At 56.9% G+C, this 20038-nt stretch carries 9 protein-coding genes; 2 read left to right on the forward strand and 7 right to left on the reverse strand.

The genetic code is table 11. From position 1 onward, the window contains the following. Positions 1-50 precede the first annotated feature (50 nt). The 7 genes from K7X24_RS20525 to K7X24_RS20555 are packed head-to-tail and all read right to left on the reverse strand — an operon-like array spanning position 51 to position 16159. Positions 51-2165 (reverse strand): amino acid adenylation domain-containing protein, encoded by a 2115-nt coding sequence (locus K7X24_RS20525; RefSeq protein WP_224558119.1) that lies wholly within the window; start codon positions 2163-2165, stop codon positions 51-53. Beyond that, positions 2162-8497, reverse strand: a complete 6336-nt coding sequence (locus K7X24_RS20530) for a non-ribosomal peptide synthetase (RefSeq protein WP_224558120.1) — start codon at positions 8495-8497, stop codon at positions 2162-2164. The genes K7X24_RS20525 and K7X24_RS20530 overlap by 4 nt, the downstream gene beginning before the upstream one ends. 22 nt (positions 8498-8519) lie before the next feature. Further along, positions 8520-9290, reverse strand: a complete 771-nt coding sequence (dhbA, locus tag K7X24_RS20535; protein ID WP_224558121.1) for a 2,3-dihydro-2,3-dihydroxybenzoate dehydrogenase — start codon at positions 9288-9290, stop codon at positions 8520-8522. A 5-nt stretch (positions 9291-9295) separates the two neighbouring features. After that, positions 9296-12439, reverse strand: a complete 3144-nt coding sequence (locus K7X24_RS20540) for a non-ribosomal peptide synthetase (protein WP_224558122.1) — start codon at positions 12437-12439, stop codon at positions 9296-9298. Next, complete coding sequence (locus tag K7X24_RS20545) at positions 12436-13311, reverse strand: isochorismatase (RefSeq protein ID WP_116362616.1); 876 nt, start codon at positions 13309-13311, stop codon at positions 12436-12438. Before K7X24_RS20545 ends, K7X24_RS20540 begins: the two co-directional genes overlap by 4 nt. A 14-nt stretch (positions 13312-13325) precedes the next feature. After that, a complete protein-coding gene (locus tag K7X24_RS20550) occupies positions 13326-14966 on the reverse strand; it encodes a (2,3-dihydroxybenzoyl)adenylate synthase (protein ID WP_224558123.1) in 1641 nt (546 codons plus the stop codon). Next, on the reverse strand, positions 14963-16159 hold the full coding sequence (locus K7X24_RS20555) for an isochorismate synthase MenF (protein WP_224558124.1): 1197 nt from the start codon (positions 16157-16159) through the stop codon (positions 14963-14965). The genes K7X24_RS20550 and K7X24_RS20555 overlap by 4 nt, the downstream gene beginning before the upstream one ends. A gap of 331 nt (positions 16160-16490) precedes the next feature. Between K7X24_RS20555 and K7X24_RS20560 the strand changes: the two genes are divergently transcribed. Next, complete coding sequence (locus tag K7X24_RS20560; protein ID WP_224558125.1) at positions 16491-17750, forward strand: MFS transporter; 1260 nt, start codon at positions 16491-16493, stop codon at positions 17748-17750. Positions 17751-18046: 296 nt separating this feature from the next. Then, positions 18047-20008 carry a TonB-dependent receptor domain-containing protein gene (locus tag K7X24_RS20565; protein ID WP_224558126.1) on the forward strand — a complete coding sequence of 654 codons (1962 nt, stop codon included), beginning with the start codon at positions 18047-18049 and terminating at the stop codon, positions 20006-20008. The last annotated feature ends 30 nt before the right edge of the window (positions 20009-20038 follow it).

The following is a 20038-nucleotide window of genomic DNA, read 5'->3' on the forward strand; positions in this document are numbered from 1 at the left end:
TACCATGTTTTACGCGATTAGGAGGGGCAGCAGCGCTGCCCCTCCTACTGTCAGACGTCAGTCAGGCGCTTGCGATCGACCTTGCCGCTGCCGGTTTTCGGCAGCTTGTCGAGCACCACAATGCGCCCTGGCACCATGTAAGCCGGTAAGAACTGATGCAGCTGTTTGCGCAGCGCCAGTTTGGTCATCTCTGAGCCGGGTTTATACTCAACGTAGCCGACCAGCACCGCCTCATCCCCTTCCCCCTGAAGCTTGACGGCCGCATCCTGCACTTGTTCGATCCGTTTCAATTGCGCTTCGATCTCTCCTAATTCGATGCGAAATCCCCGTAATTTTACTTGATCGTCGAAGCGACCAAGATACTGATAACGATCGTCCGCCAGCAGCCGGACTTTATCGCCGGTGCGATACATTCGCTGCCCGGATTCCACCTGCTGAATAAAACGATCCTGCGTCAGATCGTCACGTTGCCAGTATCCGCTACTCAGCGCTTCACCGAGAATGCACAGTTCGCCGACCATCCCTTCTTCTAACGGATGGCGATCGTCATCGATCACCAAATGCTGATAGCCCGCCAGCGTATTGCCCAACGCGACCGTGTGCTGGTTTTCCAACGCGGCACCGTCGATCTGTGCCATCTGCGACCAAATTGTCGCTTCGGTTGGCCCGTAGCAATTCCACAGCGTCCTGCAACGGCTGACCAGACGCTGCGCCAGTCGCAGATCCAGCGCTTCACCGCCGCACAGCGCGACCAGATCGGATTTACCCTGCCAGCCCGCTTTGAACATCATGCGCCAGAAAGCGGGTGTGGCCTGCAATACGTTGATGTCCGGCCGAGCCTGCAAATACGCCGCGACCGCCTGCGGATCTTTGTATTCCTCGTGCGTGGTCAGGTGCTGCACGCCACCGACCCACAGCGGCGCAAACACTTCCAGCATGGAGATATCAAACGCCAGCGTGGTAATCAGCAGCCAGTTGGCTTTATCCGTTAACGTCAGCCGCTCTACGCTGGCATGAATAAAGGTTTGCAGCGCCCGCTGACCAATCACAACGCCTTTTGGTTTCCCTGTCGAACCGGAGGTAAACATCATGTAAGCCGCCGTTTCCGGCCCACCGGCCCGCGCCAGCTGTACGCTCGCCGTGGAATCACTGGCCGCATACGGTAAATCGCAGAGATTCAGTATCGGGCAGTCAAACGCCAGCGAACCGCCGGTGTAGCCGTCCTGCAAGACCGCTGCCAACGCCGCCTCCTGCTGAATCGCCTGTAGACGCTCCCCCGGAAAGTCTGGCTCCAGCGGCACAAACGTCACCTGAGAAAACAGGCAGGCCAGCAGCGCCGCGACGGTGTCAGGCTGGCGACTGAGATGCAGCCCCACACGCTGACCCACAGCCACCCCCTGTGCAGCCAGTGCCTGTTGAATCAGCGCCACGCGTTGCAGCAGTTCCCGATAGCGAATTTCGCGATCCTGAAAGGCGATCGCCACGCAATCCTGACGCGCTTCCTGAGTCAGGCGCGCCAGCAGTTCATCGTGCAGCGCATGCGTCGTCGCCCGGTACGGTAACGTTGCCACCCGCGGGCTAAGGCGGATCTGCGCCAGCCGTTCCCAGCGTGGTGCCAGTAGGCCATCAAGTAGCTGCGTGAGATGGCGGGCAATGCGCTGTAGCTGCCGATTATCGAACTGCCCGTCAGGTGCAGTCAGAATGACCCGATCGTTTTGAACTTGTACGATCAGCGCCACGTTTTGCGCCGCTTTTTGTACTACCACAGGTAACGATGCCATCTCCCCCACGATCAGCAAGCTGCTAAACAGCGCATGCTGGATGTCTGCTGTCAGAAGCTCTGACGCAGACTGCGGATCGCACGACGATCCCACGGCAGCGATCCACTCACTGACGAGACGATCGCGCCGTTGAAAATGCACGATCAGCGGCCTTACGTTATCAGGACGATCGGCCGTGACGAGCGCGGCACACACCTGCTCTTCACCGCTGTATTTGTACAGCAGCCAGCTCCATGCTGCGCTCACCAGCGATGCAGGATAGTGCTTAATCAGCTCACTGCTGTGCCGCTGTTCACCGTGCGTGGCTCCCACCTGCTGCCCGAAGGCCGTGGGCTGTTGGATATCCGCCAGCGGGTTCTCCACTGCTTCATCGTTCCCTGTCATGACAGCGTTTCCTCATTGGCGGTCACCCTCGACTGTGCCAGATACCCGCTCAGCGTCTGCGGTGAAGGGTAGCGTTGTAATAACGCCACACTCACCGGTTGCGCTAACGTACGGCTTAATGCCTGTGCCAGCGCAATACGCTGGAGCGAATCGACACCGCTTTCACACAGCGTTTGCGACCAGAGGCCAGATTCACTGAGATGCAGCGCCTGCGCCCACACGCGCAGCAGCGACTGGGCTGACGGCGTATCAGGCGAGCCTGCACGGCTATCCGGCGTGACAGCCTGTCTCATCGCCGCATCGGTCACCTTATTATGTCCAACGATCTCGGCTGGCTGCTGCGGTGAGCTATTCACCAGCGCCACCACTTCGTCATGCCAGCGCATCAGCACCCGACGCGCCTGCGCACTGTCCAGCACATCGGCGTCAAACTCGAAGCGCAGCAGCATGCAGCCCGCCTGCTCACGCACCACCAGATTCAGCGGCATTTCGACTTTTTCATAGGCGGCGGAGAATTCGGGAGATAACCGATGCGGCTCATCAGCACGTTGGCCTTGTTCTGCTTTCGCGCCAGGATAGTTTTCATAAATAAACAGGCTGTTGAAGAGACGCGGGCGTCCGGCCGTCAGGACAATCAGCGACTGCGTGGCATGCTGGTTCATCGCCATCAGCTCATTCTGCAACTGCACCAGATGTTGTTGCAGCGACACCGGCTGCTGCCAGCTCAACGCCAGCGGCAGGCTGTTGATGTACAGACCCACGCTGCTCGCCACATCTTCTACCGGACTTTCCCTGCCCGACAGCACGTTGCCGACAATGCTGACTGCATCACCAGTCGAGCGCGCCAGCAGCCGGTGCCAGGCATATTGCGCAATAATGCTGTGCGTGACGCCCACCTCACGGGCAAAGGCAATGAGTGCCGCCTGATCCTGCTCGTTCAGGCTCACACCGGTGACCTGCGGTTCAATCTGCGTCAGATGCTGGCTGAGATCGGCGCGTTTTCCCGCCGCCGCAAACAGCATCGCCACATCGTTCGTCTGCGCCAGCAGCGGCTGCCGCTGCTGCCAGAAGGCATCAACGGCAGGTTGCTGCGCCACGGCGTGCAGCGCATGATCCACATAAGCACGATCCGACTGAATCGCGGATGTTTCGCCGTGCATAAATGTTTCACCGCGTATCAGCAGCAGATAGTCGCGGTGTACCGCGCCCAGCAGCTGTGGCCCGCTCCAGCCATCAATCACGCTATGGTGACAGCTCAGGAGCACTCGATAGTCACGCTCACCCAAACGGAAACAGGCAATGCGCAACAGCGGCGGCTGCGACAAGTCAAATCCTGAACGTAAATCCTGCTGGCGATAGCGCTCGATGACCGCCAGTGGATCGGCGTCTTGCGCCACATCCTGATAGTAGAAAGGCAGGTCTGCCTGCTTAACAATCACCTGCACGCTGGCACATTCGCTTTCCAGTGCGGCACACAGCGCTGGGAAACGCTGAATCTGACGCTGCCAGGCCTGACGATAACCTTCCACATCCAGCGCCTGCGCATAGCGAATCGGCGTTTGCAGATGATAAGCATCATCCTGCGGACAACGCAGACGGTGATACAACATCGACTGCTGGAGCGATGACAGCGGCAACAAGGTGTCGATGTCATAACGCTGCGACAGGCTATCGAGCTGCGTCTGGCTCAGCGCAACCGCCGGGAAATCGCTGGGGGTAAAGGCCGTGCCGTGGTGCAACTGTGCCAGACAGGCTGCCGTCAGCGCCCGCAGATTCTCCGTCAACCGCAGCATCAGGCGTTCGCTGTCGCGCTGGTTGAGGCAGCCGACCTGGCGCAGCGTTAACTGCCCTCCTGCAATACCGCCGTGGAGACTGATAACCTCCGCCGGTTTATTCTCTGGAGACACACAGCAGCCCGGCGCGATGTCCACCGGACGCCATGTGCCAGCGGCCTGAACCGACAGCCCGAGATAGTTGAACACAATCGGAGACAGCGTTAGCGCATTGCCCTGCGGATGATGGTAGCGCAACGGGTTAAACCCAACGCCTTTATCCGGCACCTGACGCAGCTGTTCCTTGCTGGATTTAATCAGGGAAGCCCAGTCAGGCTTGTCTTGCAGGCACACCGGATAGGTGCTGGTAAACCACCCCACCGTGCGGCTGACATCCAGCGTCGGATCAATCGCTTCGCGGCCGTGCCCTTCCAGCATGATGCGCGCTTTGTCGCCCCAGCCGAGATCGTTTAACGTGCGGGTCAGCGCCGCCAGCAGCAAATCACTGACTTCGGTATTAAAGGCACGATTGGCCTCACTCACCAGTTGGCCTGTAGTTTCGGCGTCTAGCGTCAGAATCGCGGCGCTGGCCTGGCCCTGCGGATCTTTCGCCGCCAGCAGCGCTGCCTGATCCACGCCGTCTTCCTGCGCCTGCCAGTACGTCAACTGATCCGTATGCTGTGTGACGTAGTTATGCAGCGCCGTGCCCCACTGGCGATAGCTCGACGTTTTCGGCGCCAGCGCTTCACCAAGGTACAGCCGCTCCAGATCGTCAACCAGAATGCGCCAAGACACGGCATCAATCACCAGATGGTGGAAAGCGAGGAACACCGCCGTGTCCGCCTGCGGATGGTGTCGCACCAGCGCACACCCCATCGTTCTTCCCTGCGCGGGATCGAATTCACTCTGCAACGCGGTAAACGCCTGTTGCAGGCCGTCATCGCCAAGCTGGCGATAATCCAGCGTCGACACAACCGGGCAAGGCACCTCCGTCAGATAGCGTTGCCCGTCGGCATCACAAGCCAGACGCAGCGCGTCATGCTGCGCCATCAACGCCTGCAACATCGTGGTAAGTCGTTCGGTATCCACGTCCGGCAGTTGGATCATCGCCGCCTGATTCCAGTGTTCTGGACATGCCAGCGGCTGTTCCATAAACCAGCGCTGAATCGGCAGCAGCGCGAATTCGCCTTCCAGCGTGCCCTGCTCCGCGACAATGCCTGTGTCACGGTTATTCTGCGCCAGCACGCGGCACAGACGCCGCACGCTCTTCGCTTCGAAAACGTCTTTCACCGTGCAGACATAGCCCGCGCTGCGCAGGCGAGTGGTCAGTTGGATACTGAGGATGGAATCGCCGCCTAAGCGGAAGAAATCATCCTCAACGCCTAGCGGCGTATTCAGCACGCTACGCCAAATCGCCAGCACATCGGCTTCCAGCGGATTATCGGCTTCGCCGTCCCCCTCGCTGGCTTCCAGCACCGGCGGCAGCTGTTTCGTATCAAGCTTGCCGTTCGGCGTCAGCGGCATGTCTTCTAGCAGAATCAGTCGGAACGGCACCATGTATTCCGGCAGATGCTTCGCGACATCAATCAGCACGGCGGCGGGTTCCGGCGTGCTGCTATCGGCTTTCACCGTGCCATAGGCAACCAGCGCCGGACGGTTCCCCACCTGCGCCACGATGACTTTAACCTGCTTCAGCGACGGGCATACTGTCGCCAGCTGTGCCTCGATCTCACCCGGTTCAATGCGGTAACCGCGCAACTTGATCTGCTCATCAATACGGCCACAGTATTCATAGTCGCCGTTGTTCAGCAGTCTGGCCTTGTCGCCCGTGCGATAAATGCGCAGCGTCGCCGTGCCGTGTTCAGCATTATTTACGTCATTCAGCGTGATGTGTTCAAAGCGGCTGGCCGTCATCTGTGGCTGGTTGAGGTAGCCACGCGCCAGCCCAAGCCCCGCAAGACACAGCTCTCCCGGTACGCCCGCTGGACACAGTTGCCCGGCCGTATCCAGAATCAGCGCCTGAATATGAGTAAGCGGTTTACCGATAGTGACAGGCTGGCCTTTGCGCAGACGGGTACTCAACGCCGTGACGGTACACTCCGTCGGCCCGTACATGTTGTACAGCGCCACCTTATCGGCCCAGTTTTCCACCACCGCGTTCGGGCAGGCTTCTCCGCCCATGCCAATCGCCTGAATGCCATTAACCTGCTGTGGATCGAGAATCGACATCAGCGCCGTCGGCAGGATCAGATGCGTCGCGCCCGCCTGTTCGGCCTGCACAATCGCCCGATCGTTGGGTTCGCCAAACGCCAGCGTGCCACCGCTGCTCAGCGGCAGCAGCGTCGTCATGTTACCGGCGTCAAACGAGAGCGACATGCAGTTGAACATCGTGCTTTGCGGCGTGAACGCGATGCGATCGCGATGATCGTCCAGCAGATTGATCAGCGAACCGTGTTCGATCATGACGCCCTTCGGCAAACCAGTCGATCCCGAGGTGTAGATCACCTGTGCCAGCTGCTGTGCATGGCGCGGAATGGCTGGCGCTTCATCGCCCGGTAGATCCTGCCACTGCGCGACAACCGCAGGATCGGTCAGATCGATACGCTGTTCGGCGGACCACTGCGCCAGCTGCTGCCCATCGCCGCCGAGAATGACGGAAAGATTGGCATCGGTAATGATGTGGCGCAGCCGCTCCGGCGGATAGTCAGGATCCAGCGGCACATAGGCAGCGCCCGCTTTCCAGACGGCCAGCAGCGCAATGACAAAATAGCGATCGCGTTTCGCCAGCACGCCAACCAGCGACTGTTCGCCCAGCCCCTGACGGTGCAGCCAATGCGCCAGTTGATTCGACTGCCTATTCAGTTCAGCGTACGTCAGCGTATCCGTGCGCTGTTCACCATCAAAAGCAATCGCCAGTTGCTGTGGAGCGCGCTGGACCATCGCTTCAATCACATCGGTTACCGTCAACTGTGGCTGCGGATAGCTACGCGGCAGTTGCTGACTTTCCGCCAGCACGGCAGCAAACCGTTCCGCTTCCATCAGCGGCAGGTGCCAGACATCGGTTTCCGGGGCCTCAACCACGGCTTCAATCAGCCGGATAAAGCGGTCGGCGTAATACTGGATCGTCTGGCGCTCAAACAGCGCGGTGGCAAACAGCCAGTCCAGCCGCACCTCGCCCATCAGCTCCGTCACTTTGACCGAAATATCGGTCTTGGCAGGCAGCACGGGCGAGGTTTCTTCCGCCGCATCACAACCGGGGATCAGATCGTTGAAATCTACTTTGGCCTGATAAACCAGCATCACCTGGAAGATCGGGTTGATCGCAGTGGTGCGATCGGAGCCGATCGCCTCGCTTAATGCTTCAAAACGGTAGAGTTGATGATCGAAAGCCGACAGATCCTGTTCGCGGCAGTATTGCAGGTAATCAACGAAGCTTTGGCTATCCTGCAACTGGGTACGCAGCACGATGGTGTTAACGAAAAATCCGACGACATCTTCGATATCCGGCCGCTCGCGGTAGGCCAGCGGCGAACCAATCACGATATCTTTCTCGCCGCTGATGCGCGCCAGCATCAGAGAAAACACCGCATGCAGGCCAATGAAATTAGACGTGTTATAGCGCTGGCATAGGCGTTTGAATTTATCCCACAGATCGTTGTTGATCGCGGAGAAGATCACTTCCCCACCGCTGTTCTGATGCGCCGGACGCGGTTTGTCCAGCGGCAGGCTATGCACTTCGGGGATCCCCGTCAGTCGCTCAACCCAGAACGATTTGAATTCATTGTGGTAATCCAGAAACGAGGCGGAATTAAACCAGTGTGCGTAATCGATATAGTTAAGCTGGGTCGGTTCGACGGGATGAGGCTGGCGATTTTGACAAGCAAGAAAAGCCGGTTTGAAGTCCGCGAACATATTCTTCACCGACCAGCCATCGGAAATAATATGGTGCTGGGTGATCATCAGAACGTGCACCCGTTCGCTCATCTTCACCAGCCGCACGCGGGTGAGATCGCCCGCCGTGAGATCGAACGGACGGCTGATTTCCGCTTTCACCTGCTGCTGCAAACGCCCTTCCCGTTCGGCTTCCGGCAACAATGAGAAGTCATCATGCTGTATCACAAACGGTTGATAGGCATCGATACGCTGCTCACCTTTGCCTTGTTCATTGACCACAAAACGGGTGCGCAAGCTGGCATGACGCTGCGCCAGCGCGTCAAAGGCAAACTCCAGCGCAGCCACATCCAGCGTGCCGGTCAGCCGAAAATAGACCGGCATATTGTAGAGGTGTGATTGCTCTTCGTACTGCTCGATAAACCACAGTCCGCTTTGCGATGACGATAGCGGGCCAGACGTCGCATTCTGCGGCGTGATGGGGCGCTCAAACGCCTGCTGCGCCGTCAGGCAGCGCACAATGGCGTCTTTGTTTTCCTTAATCGTGCGCCCAATCTCTGCCGTGATCGCGTCTTTGTTGGACTGCGAAATCAGCTGCCCCTGTGCATTCAACGCCAGACGAACGCCCTGCCGTTCCAACTGCTTTAACAGCGTTACGATATCTTTCATGACTTATCACTCTCTCAGCAAATCAGGCCGTCAGCGTTGCCCCGCCATCCACCACCACGTCCTGCATGGTGATGTGGCTGGCCAGATCGGAAGCCAGAAAAACCACGGTATTGGCGATCTCTTCCGGCTGAGCGATCTTGCCCAGAGGAATTCCCAGTTTGTACTGGTCAGGAAAGCCCGCGATAGTGCGCTGCTCAGCATCCGCGCTGTGCCACATGCCGCGCTGCATCGGCGTATCCGTCGATCCCGGCGACACCAGATTGCAGCGCACGCCGTAAGGCGCTAACTCCAGACCCGCGCAGTGAGACAGGCTGGTGAGCGCCGCTTTCGAGGCACAGTACGCCGCCATTTGCATACGGGGAACATGCGCGGCATTAGAGCCAACGCAGACAATCGCGCCGCGACGCTGCTGCTTGAAATGCGGCACCAGCGCGTTCAGCAGGTAAAACGCACCAGAGGCGTTGACGTTAATGCACTGGTGCCAGTCGTCCACGCTCAGCGCATCGATATCACCGAGACGCAGAATCCCGGCCGCGTTGACCAGAACGTCGAGCCCTATTTCTGCCAACTGCTGGCGACAGACCGCCGCCACGCTGTCCGGTTCGCTGATATCCAGCGTCACACAGCTAAACGGATGATCGTCATGTCGGAATGCGCGATCAAAGCCGATCACATTCGCGCCCAGCGCGACAAACTGGCGGGCAATACTTTCGCCAATGCCGCTCGCCGCCCCGGTTACCCAGACGGTCTTGCCGCTGAAATCAAACTGAAGAGGTTGTGCCTTGTTCATCATTTTCCCTACCACACCATTTCCACGCTGTTTTCATCCTGTGACAGCCTGTCGTCCAGGTAGCGGCAGAAGTCGCTGAGCTGGGGATGATCGAACACATCAGACACCTTGATGCTGACGGAAAATTCGGCGGCCAGACGATTAACGATCTGGATGGTCTGTAATGACTGCCCGCCCAGTTCGAAGAAGTTATCTCGCGATTGGATCCCCGACACGCCGAGGATCTGCTGCCAGATGGCGCTGACCCGGTTCTCGGTTTCGCTGGCTAACGCCTGCGCAGGTGCCTCGTCGCGGTATTCCGCCAGCAAGCGCTTGCGATCGACCTTGTTAGAGCCGGTTTTTGGCAACTGGCGGAAGGCGCGGTAATCGGTCGGGATCATCGCTGGCGGCAGCACGCTACTCAGACGCTGTTTCAGCGCTCGTGCATCAACCTCGCCCGCTTTCGTGGCGACAAACGCCACCAGTCGCCGCACGCCGTTGGGGTAAACAATGCCCTGCACACAGGCTTCATCCACATCCGGTTGCGCCAGCAGATGGGCTTCAACCTCCCCTGGCTGGATCCGGTAGCCGCTGATTTTAAATTCGTTGTCCATACGCCCGAGGTACAACAGCTGTCCTTTTTCCAGCCGAACTCTGTCGCCGGTGCGGTAAGCCGGAAGATCCTGATCGCCCACCGCTATTTGCGTAAACGCCGTGTGTTCTGTACCGATATAACCCGCCGCCAGCGTTGGCCCCAGCAGCACCAGTTCTCCTTCCGCAGCAGAGCGATCGCCCGCCGCCAAAATCAGCGCGTTGACGCCCGCCAACGGCAGACCGATAGGAAGCTGCGCCACATCGGCAGACTGCGTTTGCAGATCGCAACTGGTCGCGACTACCGTGGTTTCTGTGGGGCCATAGGTATTGATTAAGCGCAACGTATTCGGTGCATGACGCTGCCACTGTGCCAGCTGTTCGGGGTACACCGCTTCACCGCCGATGATGATGGCGCGCAGTGCGGAAGGCATGGTCAGCGTGCCGGTTTTCAGCCCCACTACCCATTCATTCCAGAATGCCGTTGGCAGATCGAGCAGCGTAATCGCCTGTTCTTCTACCTGTTCGACAAAGGTCGGAATCGATTCCAGCATCTCATCGGTACGCAGCACCAGCGTCGCACCGCTGGTCAGCGTGGCAAAAATTTCTTCGATGCTGGCATCAAAATTGAACGGGGCAAATTGCAGCACGCGATCCGCCGCACGCAGACCGTAGCGCTGACGTGCCGCCGCCGTGAAGTGATCCAACGCGCTGGCGCCGATCTCCACGCCTTTCGGCAATCCGGTCGATCCCGATGTGAACATCACATAAGCAATCTGCCCGTCTCTCGCTTCAACTGGCGGCAACGCGGCGGCCTGTGCGTTGGATGACAGAAGATGCCCCGCCAGAACGATCTCGCCGGAAAAGACCGACGCCAGCCGATGTTGATAATCCGCCTGCGTGACGATCGTATGCAGATCGGCAATCTGGATGATGTGCTGCTGACGTTCACGCGGCTGTTCAGGATCGAGCGGCACATACACCGCACCGCACTGCATCACGGCCAGCAGGCAAATGATGGTTTCAGGGCTACGGTTCAGCATAATGCCGATGCGTTCGCCGGGCTGAACGCCGCGCCCATGCAGCGCCGCGGCAGCCTGACCGCTCAGATCCAGCAACTGCTGGTAGCTGTACTGTCGATCGCGCTGCGTCAGCGCCGGATGGTTCGGGTTTTTACGCGCCTGTTTGGCGATCGCCGTCAGAACCGGTTCGGCAAACGGCTCAGGCTCGCGGCTGGTGATTAGCGCCAGTTCGCGTTCTTCACGCAGCCAGCGTCCCAGCAGCTCGCCACTGGTCTGCTGCGGCTGTGCCAGCCAGCGTTGAAGCAGCGTGAACAGGGTTTCTTGCAGACTGGCAAGCGCTTCCGCGCTGTAACAGGCTGGGTTAGCATCAAAATCCAGCACCGGTGTGCCATCCGGTTTGAAATGGATCTCGATCGTCAGATCTTCTACTGGCCCGGCACTGAGATTCAACGTGCTGGACGACAACGATCCGTAATTGAGCGGATGATCGAACGGCATGATATTGATCAGCGGGCCGAAGAGGCGCTGTTCGCCGCCGACGCGGTTCAGATCGCGCCGTAAATGTTCATAGCGATAATGCTGATGACGACGCAGCGTGCGTTTGGTGCGGGCAACCTGCTGTGCCAGTGTGACAAAGTCCGCCTGTTCATCTACCTGAATGCACAGCGGCACGATATTCATCTGCATGCTCGGCACCGTCAGCGAGGCGGAGCCGATACGGTTCATCACCATCATGCCGAACGTCAGCCTGTCGCTGCCGGACACCAGCTTGAGGTGCGTCGCCAGCATCGCCAGAAACAGATCCGGCCAGCTGATTTTGTTGCCTTCACACAGCGCCGTCAGCGGCTGCCAGATATCCGTCGGCAACACGCTGCTCTGGCGCAAAAAACGCGCCGCAATCGGGGCTTTTTTCTCGCTGAAGCTGGCCGGCTCCGGCATTGCGTTCAGCGTTTCTAGCCAGAAATCACGCGCCTGCGTCGTCTGCCCGCTGGCATCACGCTGCTGTTCTTCTTCCAGTACTTCGCTGAACGGGCCGAACTCCGCCACCGCCACGGGTTGCCCCGCCGTCAGCGCGGTATAGATCTGGGCGATGCGTTGAAACAGCATCGTGGTGCCAAAGCCGTCCAGCGCAATGTGGTGAACGCAGCTATAGAGAAAATCACGCTTTTCACCACACAGTAGCGCAAAGCGGCAGGGTAATCCGTTTCGCAGATCCAACGGCTGGGAGATTTCCTCACGCGCCCAGTGGCGTATTGTCTGCTCTTCATCCGTCATCGGCGCAGGCAACAGTTCAATAATCGGCAGCACGCCGATCGGCACCGGCAGTTGTGAAGCCACAAAGCCGATTTCCGGCTGGTCGGCCTGTTCACCCGCAATTTCAACAAACTGGCAGTACAGGCACTCGCACTCCATGACTGCCTGACGGATCGCGCTTAGCATGGCTTCACTATCGACTTTGCCATCAAACGCGATGCACTCCGCCGTGTTGAACGTCGCTTTATCATCGTTCAGGGCATGACCCAGCCACAGCCCGCGCTGCGCAACGCTCAAGGGCTTCATGATGCGGCTCCCTGCTGTTTTTCGATCAGCGCCCACCAGGCATTCAGGCTAGGGTTACGCGCCAGATCGACAAAGCTCAGCGTGACGCCCTGATTGCGCCATTCGGTCAGCAGCGCCATCATGCGTACCGAATCCAAACCGTAGTCGATCAGGTTTTCATCTTCATCGAATTGATCTTCTTCTTCGTCGATCAAGGTCAGCAGGTGCGCTCTCAGTCCTTGTTTCGTCAGTGCCTGTGCCATTTTTGCTCCTGTGAGTTCTGTCGTGCTAACCACCCGTCCGGCGCGTGTCGCCACATATTTCAGCGCCATCTGGTGTTCCTGAAGTGAGAAATCCGCCACCGCATCGCCAACCATGAATGGCTTGATGTCGCGCATGAAGGCATCCGTCGCGGTAATCATGCAGCCGATATGCCCGTAAACGCCGCAGATAATCAGCTGATCTTTACCCATTTCCTTCATCATCGGTTCCAGCGGCGAACGGTGGAAGGCGCTATAGCGCCACTTCACCAGCACCGTGTCGTGCTCATCCGGTGCCAGCGCGCTCACGACACGCTGTTTTTCAGGATGATTATTCAGCCCTGCGCCCCACATGTCGTTCAGCAGCGCCCGGTCGGCCGCGCTTTGTGCGTTCGGCTGCGCGGTATACACCACCGGAATCCCCTGTGCTTTGCAGTAGGTTCGCAATGCCACAATGTTCTCAATCAGTTGCTGCGCCAGCGGGCTGTCCGCGCCATAGAAATTCACGAAATAGTCCTGCATGTCGTGAATCAGCAGCACCGCGCGTTCAGGCTCAAACGCCCAGGAAACCTTGTTCTCAGGGAAATCCTGTGCGCGCGGCAGGGGATAAGAAGCAATAGAAGGGATTGCCATCACAAAATCCTTATTTATTTTGAACACCAAGTTGGGTTTTGAGTGCTAAGTTGGGTCTGGATGCGCTGACGGAGTGATTTCTTATCAATCTTGCCGACCGGCGTGACAGGTAAGGTGTCGATCATCTCGAAGCGGTCCGGCAGTTTGAATTCAGCAATACCCTGATTACGAAGATATTTTCTTAACGTGATGGCTTTCAGCGAGGGATCGCTGACCACCAGAAAAGCGCAGCTCTTTTCGCCCATAATCGGATCGGGCATGGACACCAGCGCAGCATGGAGAATGCCATCATGCTTGAGCAGCAGGTTTTCGATCTCTTCCGCGGCAATCTTTTCACCGCCTCGGTTAATCTGATCTTTTTCCCGCCCGACCACGCGCAGATAGCCATCCTCAGTCATCTGCACCACATCGCCCGAGTGGTAAAAACCGTCACTATCAAAAGCGCGGGCATTGTGTTCCGGGCTGCGGTAATAACCGCGGAAGGTATACGGACCACGCGTCGCCAGCAGACCCGCTTCGCCTCTCGGCACCGGATTACCGTCGATATCCAACACCTTCACTTCATCGTCCGGGCTCATCGGATAGCCCTGCGTGGTGAAAGTGTGCTCGTCGCTGTCGTCCAGTCGGGTGTAGTTCACCAGCCCTTCCGCCATGCCGAGCACCTGCTGTAGCTGGCAGCCCAGCACCGCCGGAATACGACGGGCAACGGTTTCACTCAGCTTCGCCCCGCCTACCTGCAAGAGCTTCAGGCTACGCAGCGCGCCACCAAACTGTTCGGCTGCCTGAATCCACAGAGCGGCGGCGGGCGGCACCAGCGAGGTAATATCGATCTGATGGCGTTCGATCAGCGGGAAACAGGTCATCGCCCCCGGATCCGGAGCCAGCACGACACGTCCACCGGCGTAGAACACGCCAAGCGAACCGGGCGAACTTAACGGGAAGTTATGTGGAGCAGGCAACGCGCACAGATAACGGGTGTGTGGCGTCAGCTCACAGATTTCCACGCTGCGGCGCACGCTGTAGTAATAATCATCATGGGTGCGGGGAATCAGCTTCGGCGTGCCGGTACTGCCGCCAGAAAGCTGGAAGAAAGCCACCTGCCCCGACGCAGAAGGCTGATACTGGCTGGTCGACGCGTACGGTTGCAGCCAGTCCGTCAGACTATGCCCCAGCGGGCTGTCGCCGAGCATCACCACCGTTTGCAGGCGGGGAACCTGCGTCTGTAGCCGATCCAGAAATTCACCGTTGCCAAACAGCGAATGTTCAGCCGAGGCGATCAGTAAGCGTGGTTCGATCTGCGTGGCGTACGACAGCAGCTCCAGCTTGTTATGGCTGAACAGTGCGTTAACCGGCGCGACGCCCATTTTCAGCAACGCAAAAAAGGTCAGGTAGAATTCGGCCACGTTCGGCAACTGCACCAGCGCGGTGTCGCCACAGCGCAGGCCGCTTTCCGTCAGACGCGATGCCAGTGCGGAAGACTGTCGATCCAGCTCCCGATAGCTCCATTGGCGCTCGCCGCACACTACCGCAACCGCGTCAGGTTGCGTCGCCAGATGACGTTCCCAGGCATCCGTTAGCGGCAGGCCAACCCAGTAACCCTTGTCGCGATAACGCTGTGCCAGTTCCTCTGGCCAGGGCGTAAATTCAATGCTCATAGTCCATCCACACCTGAGTTAAGCCCAAACGCATTCAGCATCGTGTTTAATTTGGCGGCGGTTTCAGCCCATTCATCCTCGGGGACAGACGCCTCAACAATGCCCGCACCGGCAAACAGGCGGACTTTGTTGTGTTTAATGGTGCCGCAGCGAATCGCTATAGCCCATTCACCATCGCCGTTGGCATCACACCAGCCGACGATGCCGCTGAATACGCCGCGATCGTGCGGTTCCAGCTCGGCAATCAGCTGACGCGCTTCCTGTGTGGGGAAGCCGCACAGTGCGGGGGTAGGATGGAGCTGGCAGGCGACCTGAAGTGCCGTCATCTCTGAGTTCGCCAGTTCACCGCGGATAGCGGTAGACAGGTGCCACATGGAGGCGGTGTGCATCAACGAAGGGGCCGATGGAATCGTTAACGACGAGCACAGCGGCATCAGGCGTTGGCGGATGTCGTCCACCACCAGCTTATGCTCGTGCTTGTCTTTACCTGATTTCAGCAGGCGCTGGCTGTTCAGGTAATCCAGATGCTCATCGTTCATCCGTCGCGCCGATCCCGCCAGCGGATTAGAGACAATGACGTTCCCCTGCTTGCGCACCAGCAGTTCCGGGCTCGCGCCCAGCAATACCGAACCATCCGGCAGCGGCAGTGAGAAGTGGTATCCACCCGCGTTCTGCACCATCAGGTTATTGAGGATCGTTTGCGCCTTAACGGGGCTCGTTAGCTCAATGTCCAAAACGCGTGACAGCACCGCTTTGCTCAGTTCACCACGGCGGAACCGCTCAACGGCCTCTGCCACGATGGACTTGAACTGACATTCGTCTGGGACGCTGTTTAACGTTAGCGCGGTAGGGCCCGCGGCCGTGTGCTTACGGGCACGGCTGACGAGTTCAGATTTCGTCGTAACGTTATAACTATCAGGGATATAGAGACAAGACGGTTGCGTGGTATCAAAGGGAATCGCCCCCACAACAATAGGCAGCGACTGCCCTGCCTGACGCGCTCGCTGGAATGCCTGCGCGATTGCAGGGCTAAGCCTGTCATCGTGCGAGCCAGGAACACAAACAGGGGACGAAATACGTTCAAATAAGCCTGAAGTAGACAGGCTTCGGTGTTCCGATGCATATAAAAAAGCGGTTTGTTCCGAATAGGTTAACCCGCTAAATGCTTCAGTTTTTGTAATCAGTGTATCCACAAGACAGCTCCTGCGCTCGCAAATTAAATACCAATGATTATTAAAATCATTATCATTTATATTAAGCGCAGTTAAATTACACTGAAGTAACGTGTTCGGTCAATCCTTCCACAGAATGGTTATTCACACCCATTAATTAGGGGTTATATTGATGTTAATCAATTTTTTTGTGCATGTTTCATAATGGATAATGGTTAGCAACAGGAATGTATTGATTATAAAACCCACATCACAGATGATAATGAAAATACTTATCATTCATTGTCAGAAAAATTAAGCTGCGCTAGACTGCGCAAATATTTTACTAATTATGTCTAAATGTGAGCCTGTCATGGATGAAAGCATGTACCGCCTGCACACCCGATCCGTTGTGCATCTGGCGCTGCTCATTAACATGCTTTCCCTTGGTAGCCTGATGATGGTGATGCCGCTAGGCCCCGATTTCGTCAGCGCCCTGTCTATGGATGCCAAGAACATCGGCTACATTAGTGGCGGTGCAACGTTTGCCTCCGCCATCGTCGGCTTCCTCGCCGCTCCCTATCTGGACAGATTTAACCGTAAACATGCTCTGCTCGTGCTGCTGACGCTACGCTTTGGCCTGACGGCAGCCTGCATGTTTTCCACCAGCCAAACCGATCTTTTGCTGCTGTTTATTCTGGCGGGCTGCGTTGCCGGGCCGGCATCCGGTGTCTTGATGGCTGCGGTTGTCGATATTGTGCCAGCCAACGAGCGCGGAAAGCAGTTGGCTTATGTCGGCATGAGCTTTTCGCTCGCGGCGATTGTCATCATGCCGCTGTCGTTGGAGTTGGCTCATCGTATTAACTGGCAAGCGCCGTTTTATACTTTCGGCCTCGGTGGCCTGTTGCTGGTGTTGTTGGTGCTGTGGCTCTTTCCTTCCATGCCGCCGACGCATCGGGTTCAGCAAGGTAATTCCCCCACGACGGCACCCACGTCGGTATTACATGACCTGTTAGCATCCCCCCTTTTCCTGCTGGGGCTGACGGTAATCTCGCTGCAAATGTTCGGTCATTTCCTGCTGATTCCCCACTTTTCCAACTACTTTCAGTTCAATCTGGCCTTCCCGCGGGATGATATTTCCCTGCTCTATCTCTGCGGCGGGCTGGCAAGCATGGTGACCATGCAGCTGTGCGGCAATCTGTTGGATCGGGGATATGCCAGCCGAACGATTGTAGTCACAACGCTGCTGCTGGCCGTTGTGATTCTCTGCGGTTTCGTTTTGCCTTTTTCACTTTCCCTGTATCTGGTGTTCACCCTGTTCATGGCGCTCAGCGCAGCCCGCTCCAGCAGTACGCTGGCAATTACCGCCGGTATTCCACTGCCGCATCAGCGCGCCGCGTTCATGTCCTATCAGGGAACCGCCGCCAACGTGGCATCCGGGCTTGCCAGCGTCGCTTCTGCCGCTTATCTGAGCACCTCTGCCGAGGGAAAAATTGACGGATTCTCACAGCTCGCCATCGCCAGCACCGTATTTGCGCTGGCCGCCATGCTGCTGACCCTGCGCTTAATTTCGCAGTTGGCTGAACGCAGCCGAAAGATGGCCACACGCCAGCCAGCACAGATTACACCCTAAATAATTCGAGTTTCAGGCAGGCGGCAAGAGAAGGAATCCCGATGAGCTTACTCAGGTAAGTGATTCGGGTGAGTGACAAATCTGCAAGAGGCAGGTTTGAACGCTGCTTGCAGCGGCCCCAGCGGGGCGAGGTCCACGAAAGTGGGCCGAGTAGCGCAGCCAACGCACATGCAACTTGAAGTATGACGGGTATACAGGGCAATAAACCGATCGATTCACGTACGAGTGGGTCGGCAATACATGCAACACAGCACGTTTACGGGGATATTTTTCCACTCTTTGATGGGGTCTTTGACATGCAGCTAAAACCGGAAAGTCGTTTTTCACATCATCATTTTCCACACAGCAAGGTGTATCACGCCCTGCTGATGACCGGATTACTGGCACTGCCTGCACTTGTACAGGCAGAAAACGCGGCAGATGAAAAAATCGTCGTGACAGCAACACAGACGAAACACACCACGCTAAGCGCCCCCGCCAGCGTTTCTGTCATCACCCGCGCCGAGCTGGAAAAGATGTCGGTGAATAACGTTACCGACGCGGTGAAAAAGCTGCCGGGCATTAACATCAATCCCTCTACCAGCTATGGCCGTAATGAAATAAAAATCCGTGGCATGCGGGCAGACTACACGCTGCTGCTGGTGAATGGTCGTCGTATTAACTCCCAAGAATCGCTCGCAACCGATATGGGGAATGATTTCGATCTTAGCTCCATTCCCATGTCGGCGATTGAGCGTATCGAAGTGATTCGTGGCCCGATGTCTTCACTGTACGGTGCCGATGCGCTGGGCGGTGTGGTAAACGTGATTCTGCGCCAGCCGGGGGAGAAAGTGGCCGGCGAGATCGGCTATAACTTTCAGGCTCCAACCGAAGGATCCGGCGGCGATAATAATCGTCTGAATGGCTACGTCAGCGGGCCGCTGGTGGAAAATACGCTGCTGGGAAGTTTGATTGTTGACGGCGGAAAACGTGACGCCTGGCGTACCGAGCTATCACAAAACCGCAACACAGATGCTCTGGAAAAACGTGATAACTACAGCGTGCTGGGTAACCTGACGTGGTTGATCGATTCTCAGCAAAGTCTGGATTTTGATGCGACTTATACCAAAGATGACCGTTTCGTCGACTGGAATAACTTTGGCGCAACCGTCCATAATACACAAAAAATTGATCGCCTCGGTCTGGGACTCACGCATAACGGTAGCTGGGATAATTTCGATACGCGGTTACGCTACTACTACGAAAATATCGATTTAATGGATAATTCTGAGCTTAATAAAGGCATTGCCGATATTACTCAAAATAATCAGACAGTTGATGGACAAATCTCCGGTTATTTGGGCGATCATCTGCTAACCGGTGGCGGCGAATACCGCATAACGTCGCTGGAACACAGCATGAACATGAAAGGCGGGAAAGTAGACGTCAATCAGAGTGCTCTCTTCCTGCAAGACGAATTCAAAATCGCTGATTTAGCCCTCACCTTTGGCGGTCGTGTTGACCACCATGAAGTCTACGGCACCGAGTTCAGCCCACGCGCCTACGCTACTTATAGTTTAACCGACAACTGGGTGATTAAAGGCGGCGTCAATAAGGCCTTTAAAGCCCCTACGCTAGCCCAGTTTACCCAAGGCTATTCCAAAGCTGACTGTCGCACAAGATGCCAACGCATAGGTAATCCAGATCTCAAAGCTGAAACATCCATCAGCTATGAAATTGGCACTGCGTATGAGGCAGAACGCTTCGGCACAGGCGTTACTCTGTTTAATAATGATATCAAGGATATGATCCAGGCAGAGGCGTGGGATAATAAAGCCCCAACGGTGACTTACTTCAACGTCAGCAAGGCCCGCATTCAGGGAATCGAAACCTCATTCTGGATTGATGTAACAGATGACCTAAACTGGACCACCAACTGGACCGTGGTTGATGCCGAAGATCGCACCACCAGAAAGCGTCTGAAGCAAACCCCGAAAAATACGGTTAATACCCAACTTAACTGGCAGGCACTGGATAACCTCTCAACCTATGTGTCCTATCAGTACACGGGCAACCAATATTTGCGTGATAAAGAAACGAATAAAACACGCGGCTTTAATACTGTGGATATCGGTGCAACCTACACGCCAGTTAAAAACGTGGATCTGAAGCTGGGCGTCACTAACCTGACCAACGAAAAGCGAGACTATGTTGCCACTAATCTCGATTATTTCCTGTCTGGGCGTACGGTGTATGGCGGCGTGAGCTATAAATTCTGATACCGATACATTCTCATTAATCGCTCTCAG

The sequence above is a fragment of the Pectobacterium versatile genome, assembly GCF_020166435.1.
Classification (GTDB): domain Bacteria; phylum Pseudomonadota; class Gammaproteobacteria; order Enterobacterales; family Enterobacteriaceae; genus Pectobacterium; species Pectobacterium versatile.

Bases quoted from the DNA above. Each gene is read 5' to 3' on its own strand.
- K7X24_RS20525 (WP_224558119.1), bottom strand. From the start codon at position 2,165: ATGACAGGGAACGATGAAGCAGTGGAGAACCCGCTGGCGGATATCCAA.
- K7X24_RS20530 (WP_224558120.1), bottom strand. From the start codon at position 8,497: ATGAAAGATATCGTAACGCTGTTAAAGCAGTTGGAACGGCAGGGCGTT.
- dhbA (WP_224558121.1), bottom strand. From the start codon at position 9,290: ATGATGAACAAGGCACAACCTCTTCAGTTTGATTTCAGCGGCAAGACC.
- K7X24_RS20540 (WP_224558122.1), bottom strand. From the start codon at position 12,439: ATGAAGCCCTTGAGCGTTGCGCAGCGCGGGCTGTGGCTGGGTCATGCC.
- K7X24_RS20545 (WP_116362616.1), bottom strand. From the start codon at position 13,311: ATGGCAATCCCTTCTATTGCTTCTTATCCCCTGCCGCGCGCACAGGAT.
- K7X24_RS20550 (WP_224558123.1), bottom strand. From the start codon at position 14,966: ATGAGCATTGAATTTACGCCCTGGCCAGAGGAACTGGCACAGCGTTAT.
- K7X24_RS20560 (WP_224558125.1), top strand. From the start codon at position 16,491: ATGGATGAAAGCATGTACCGCCTGCACACCCGATCCGTTGTGCATCTG.
- K7X24_RS20565 (WP_224558126.1), top strand. From the start codon at position 18,047: ATGCAGCTAAAACCGGAAAGTCGTTTTTCACATCATCATTTTCCACAC.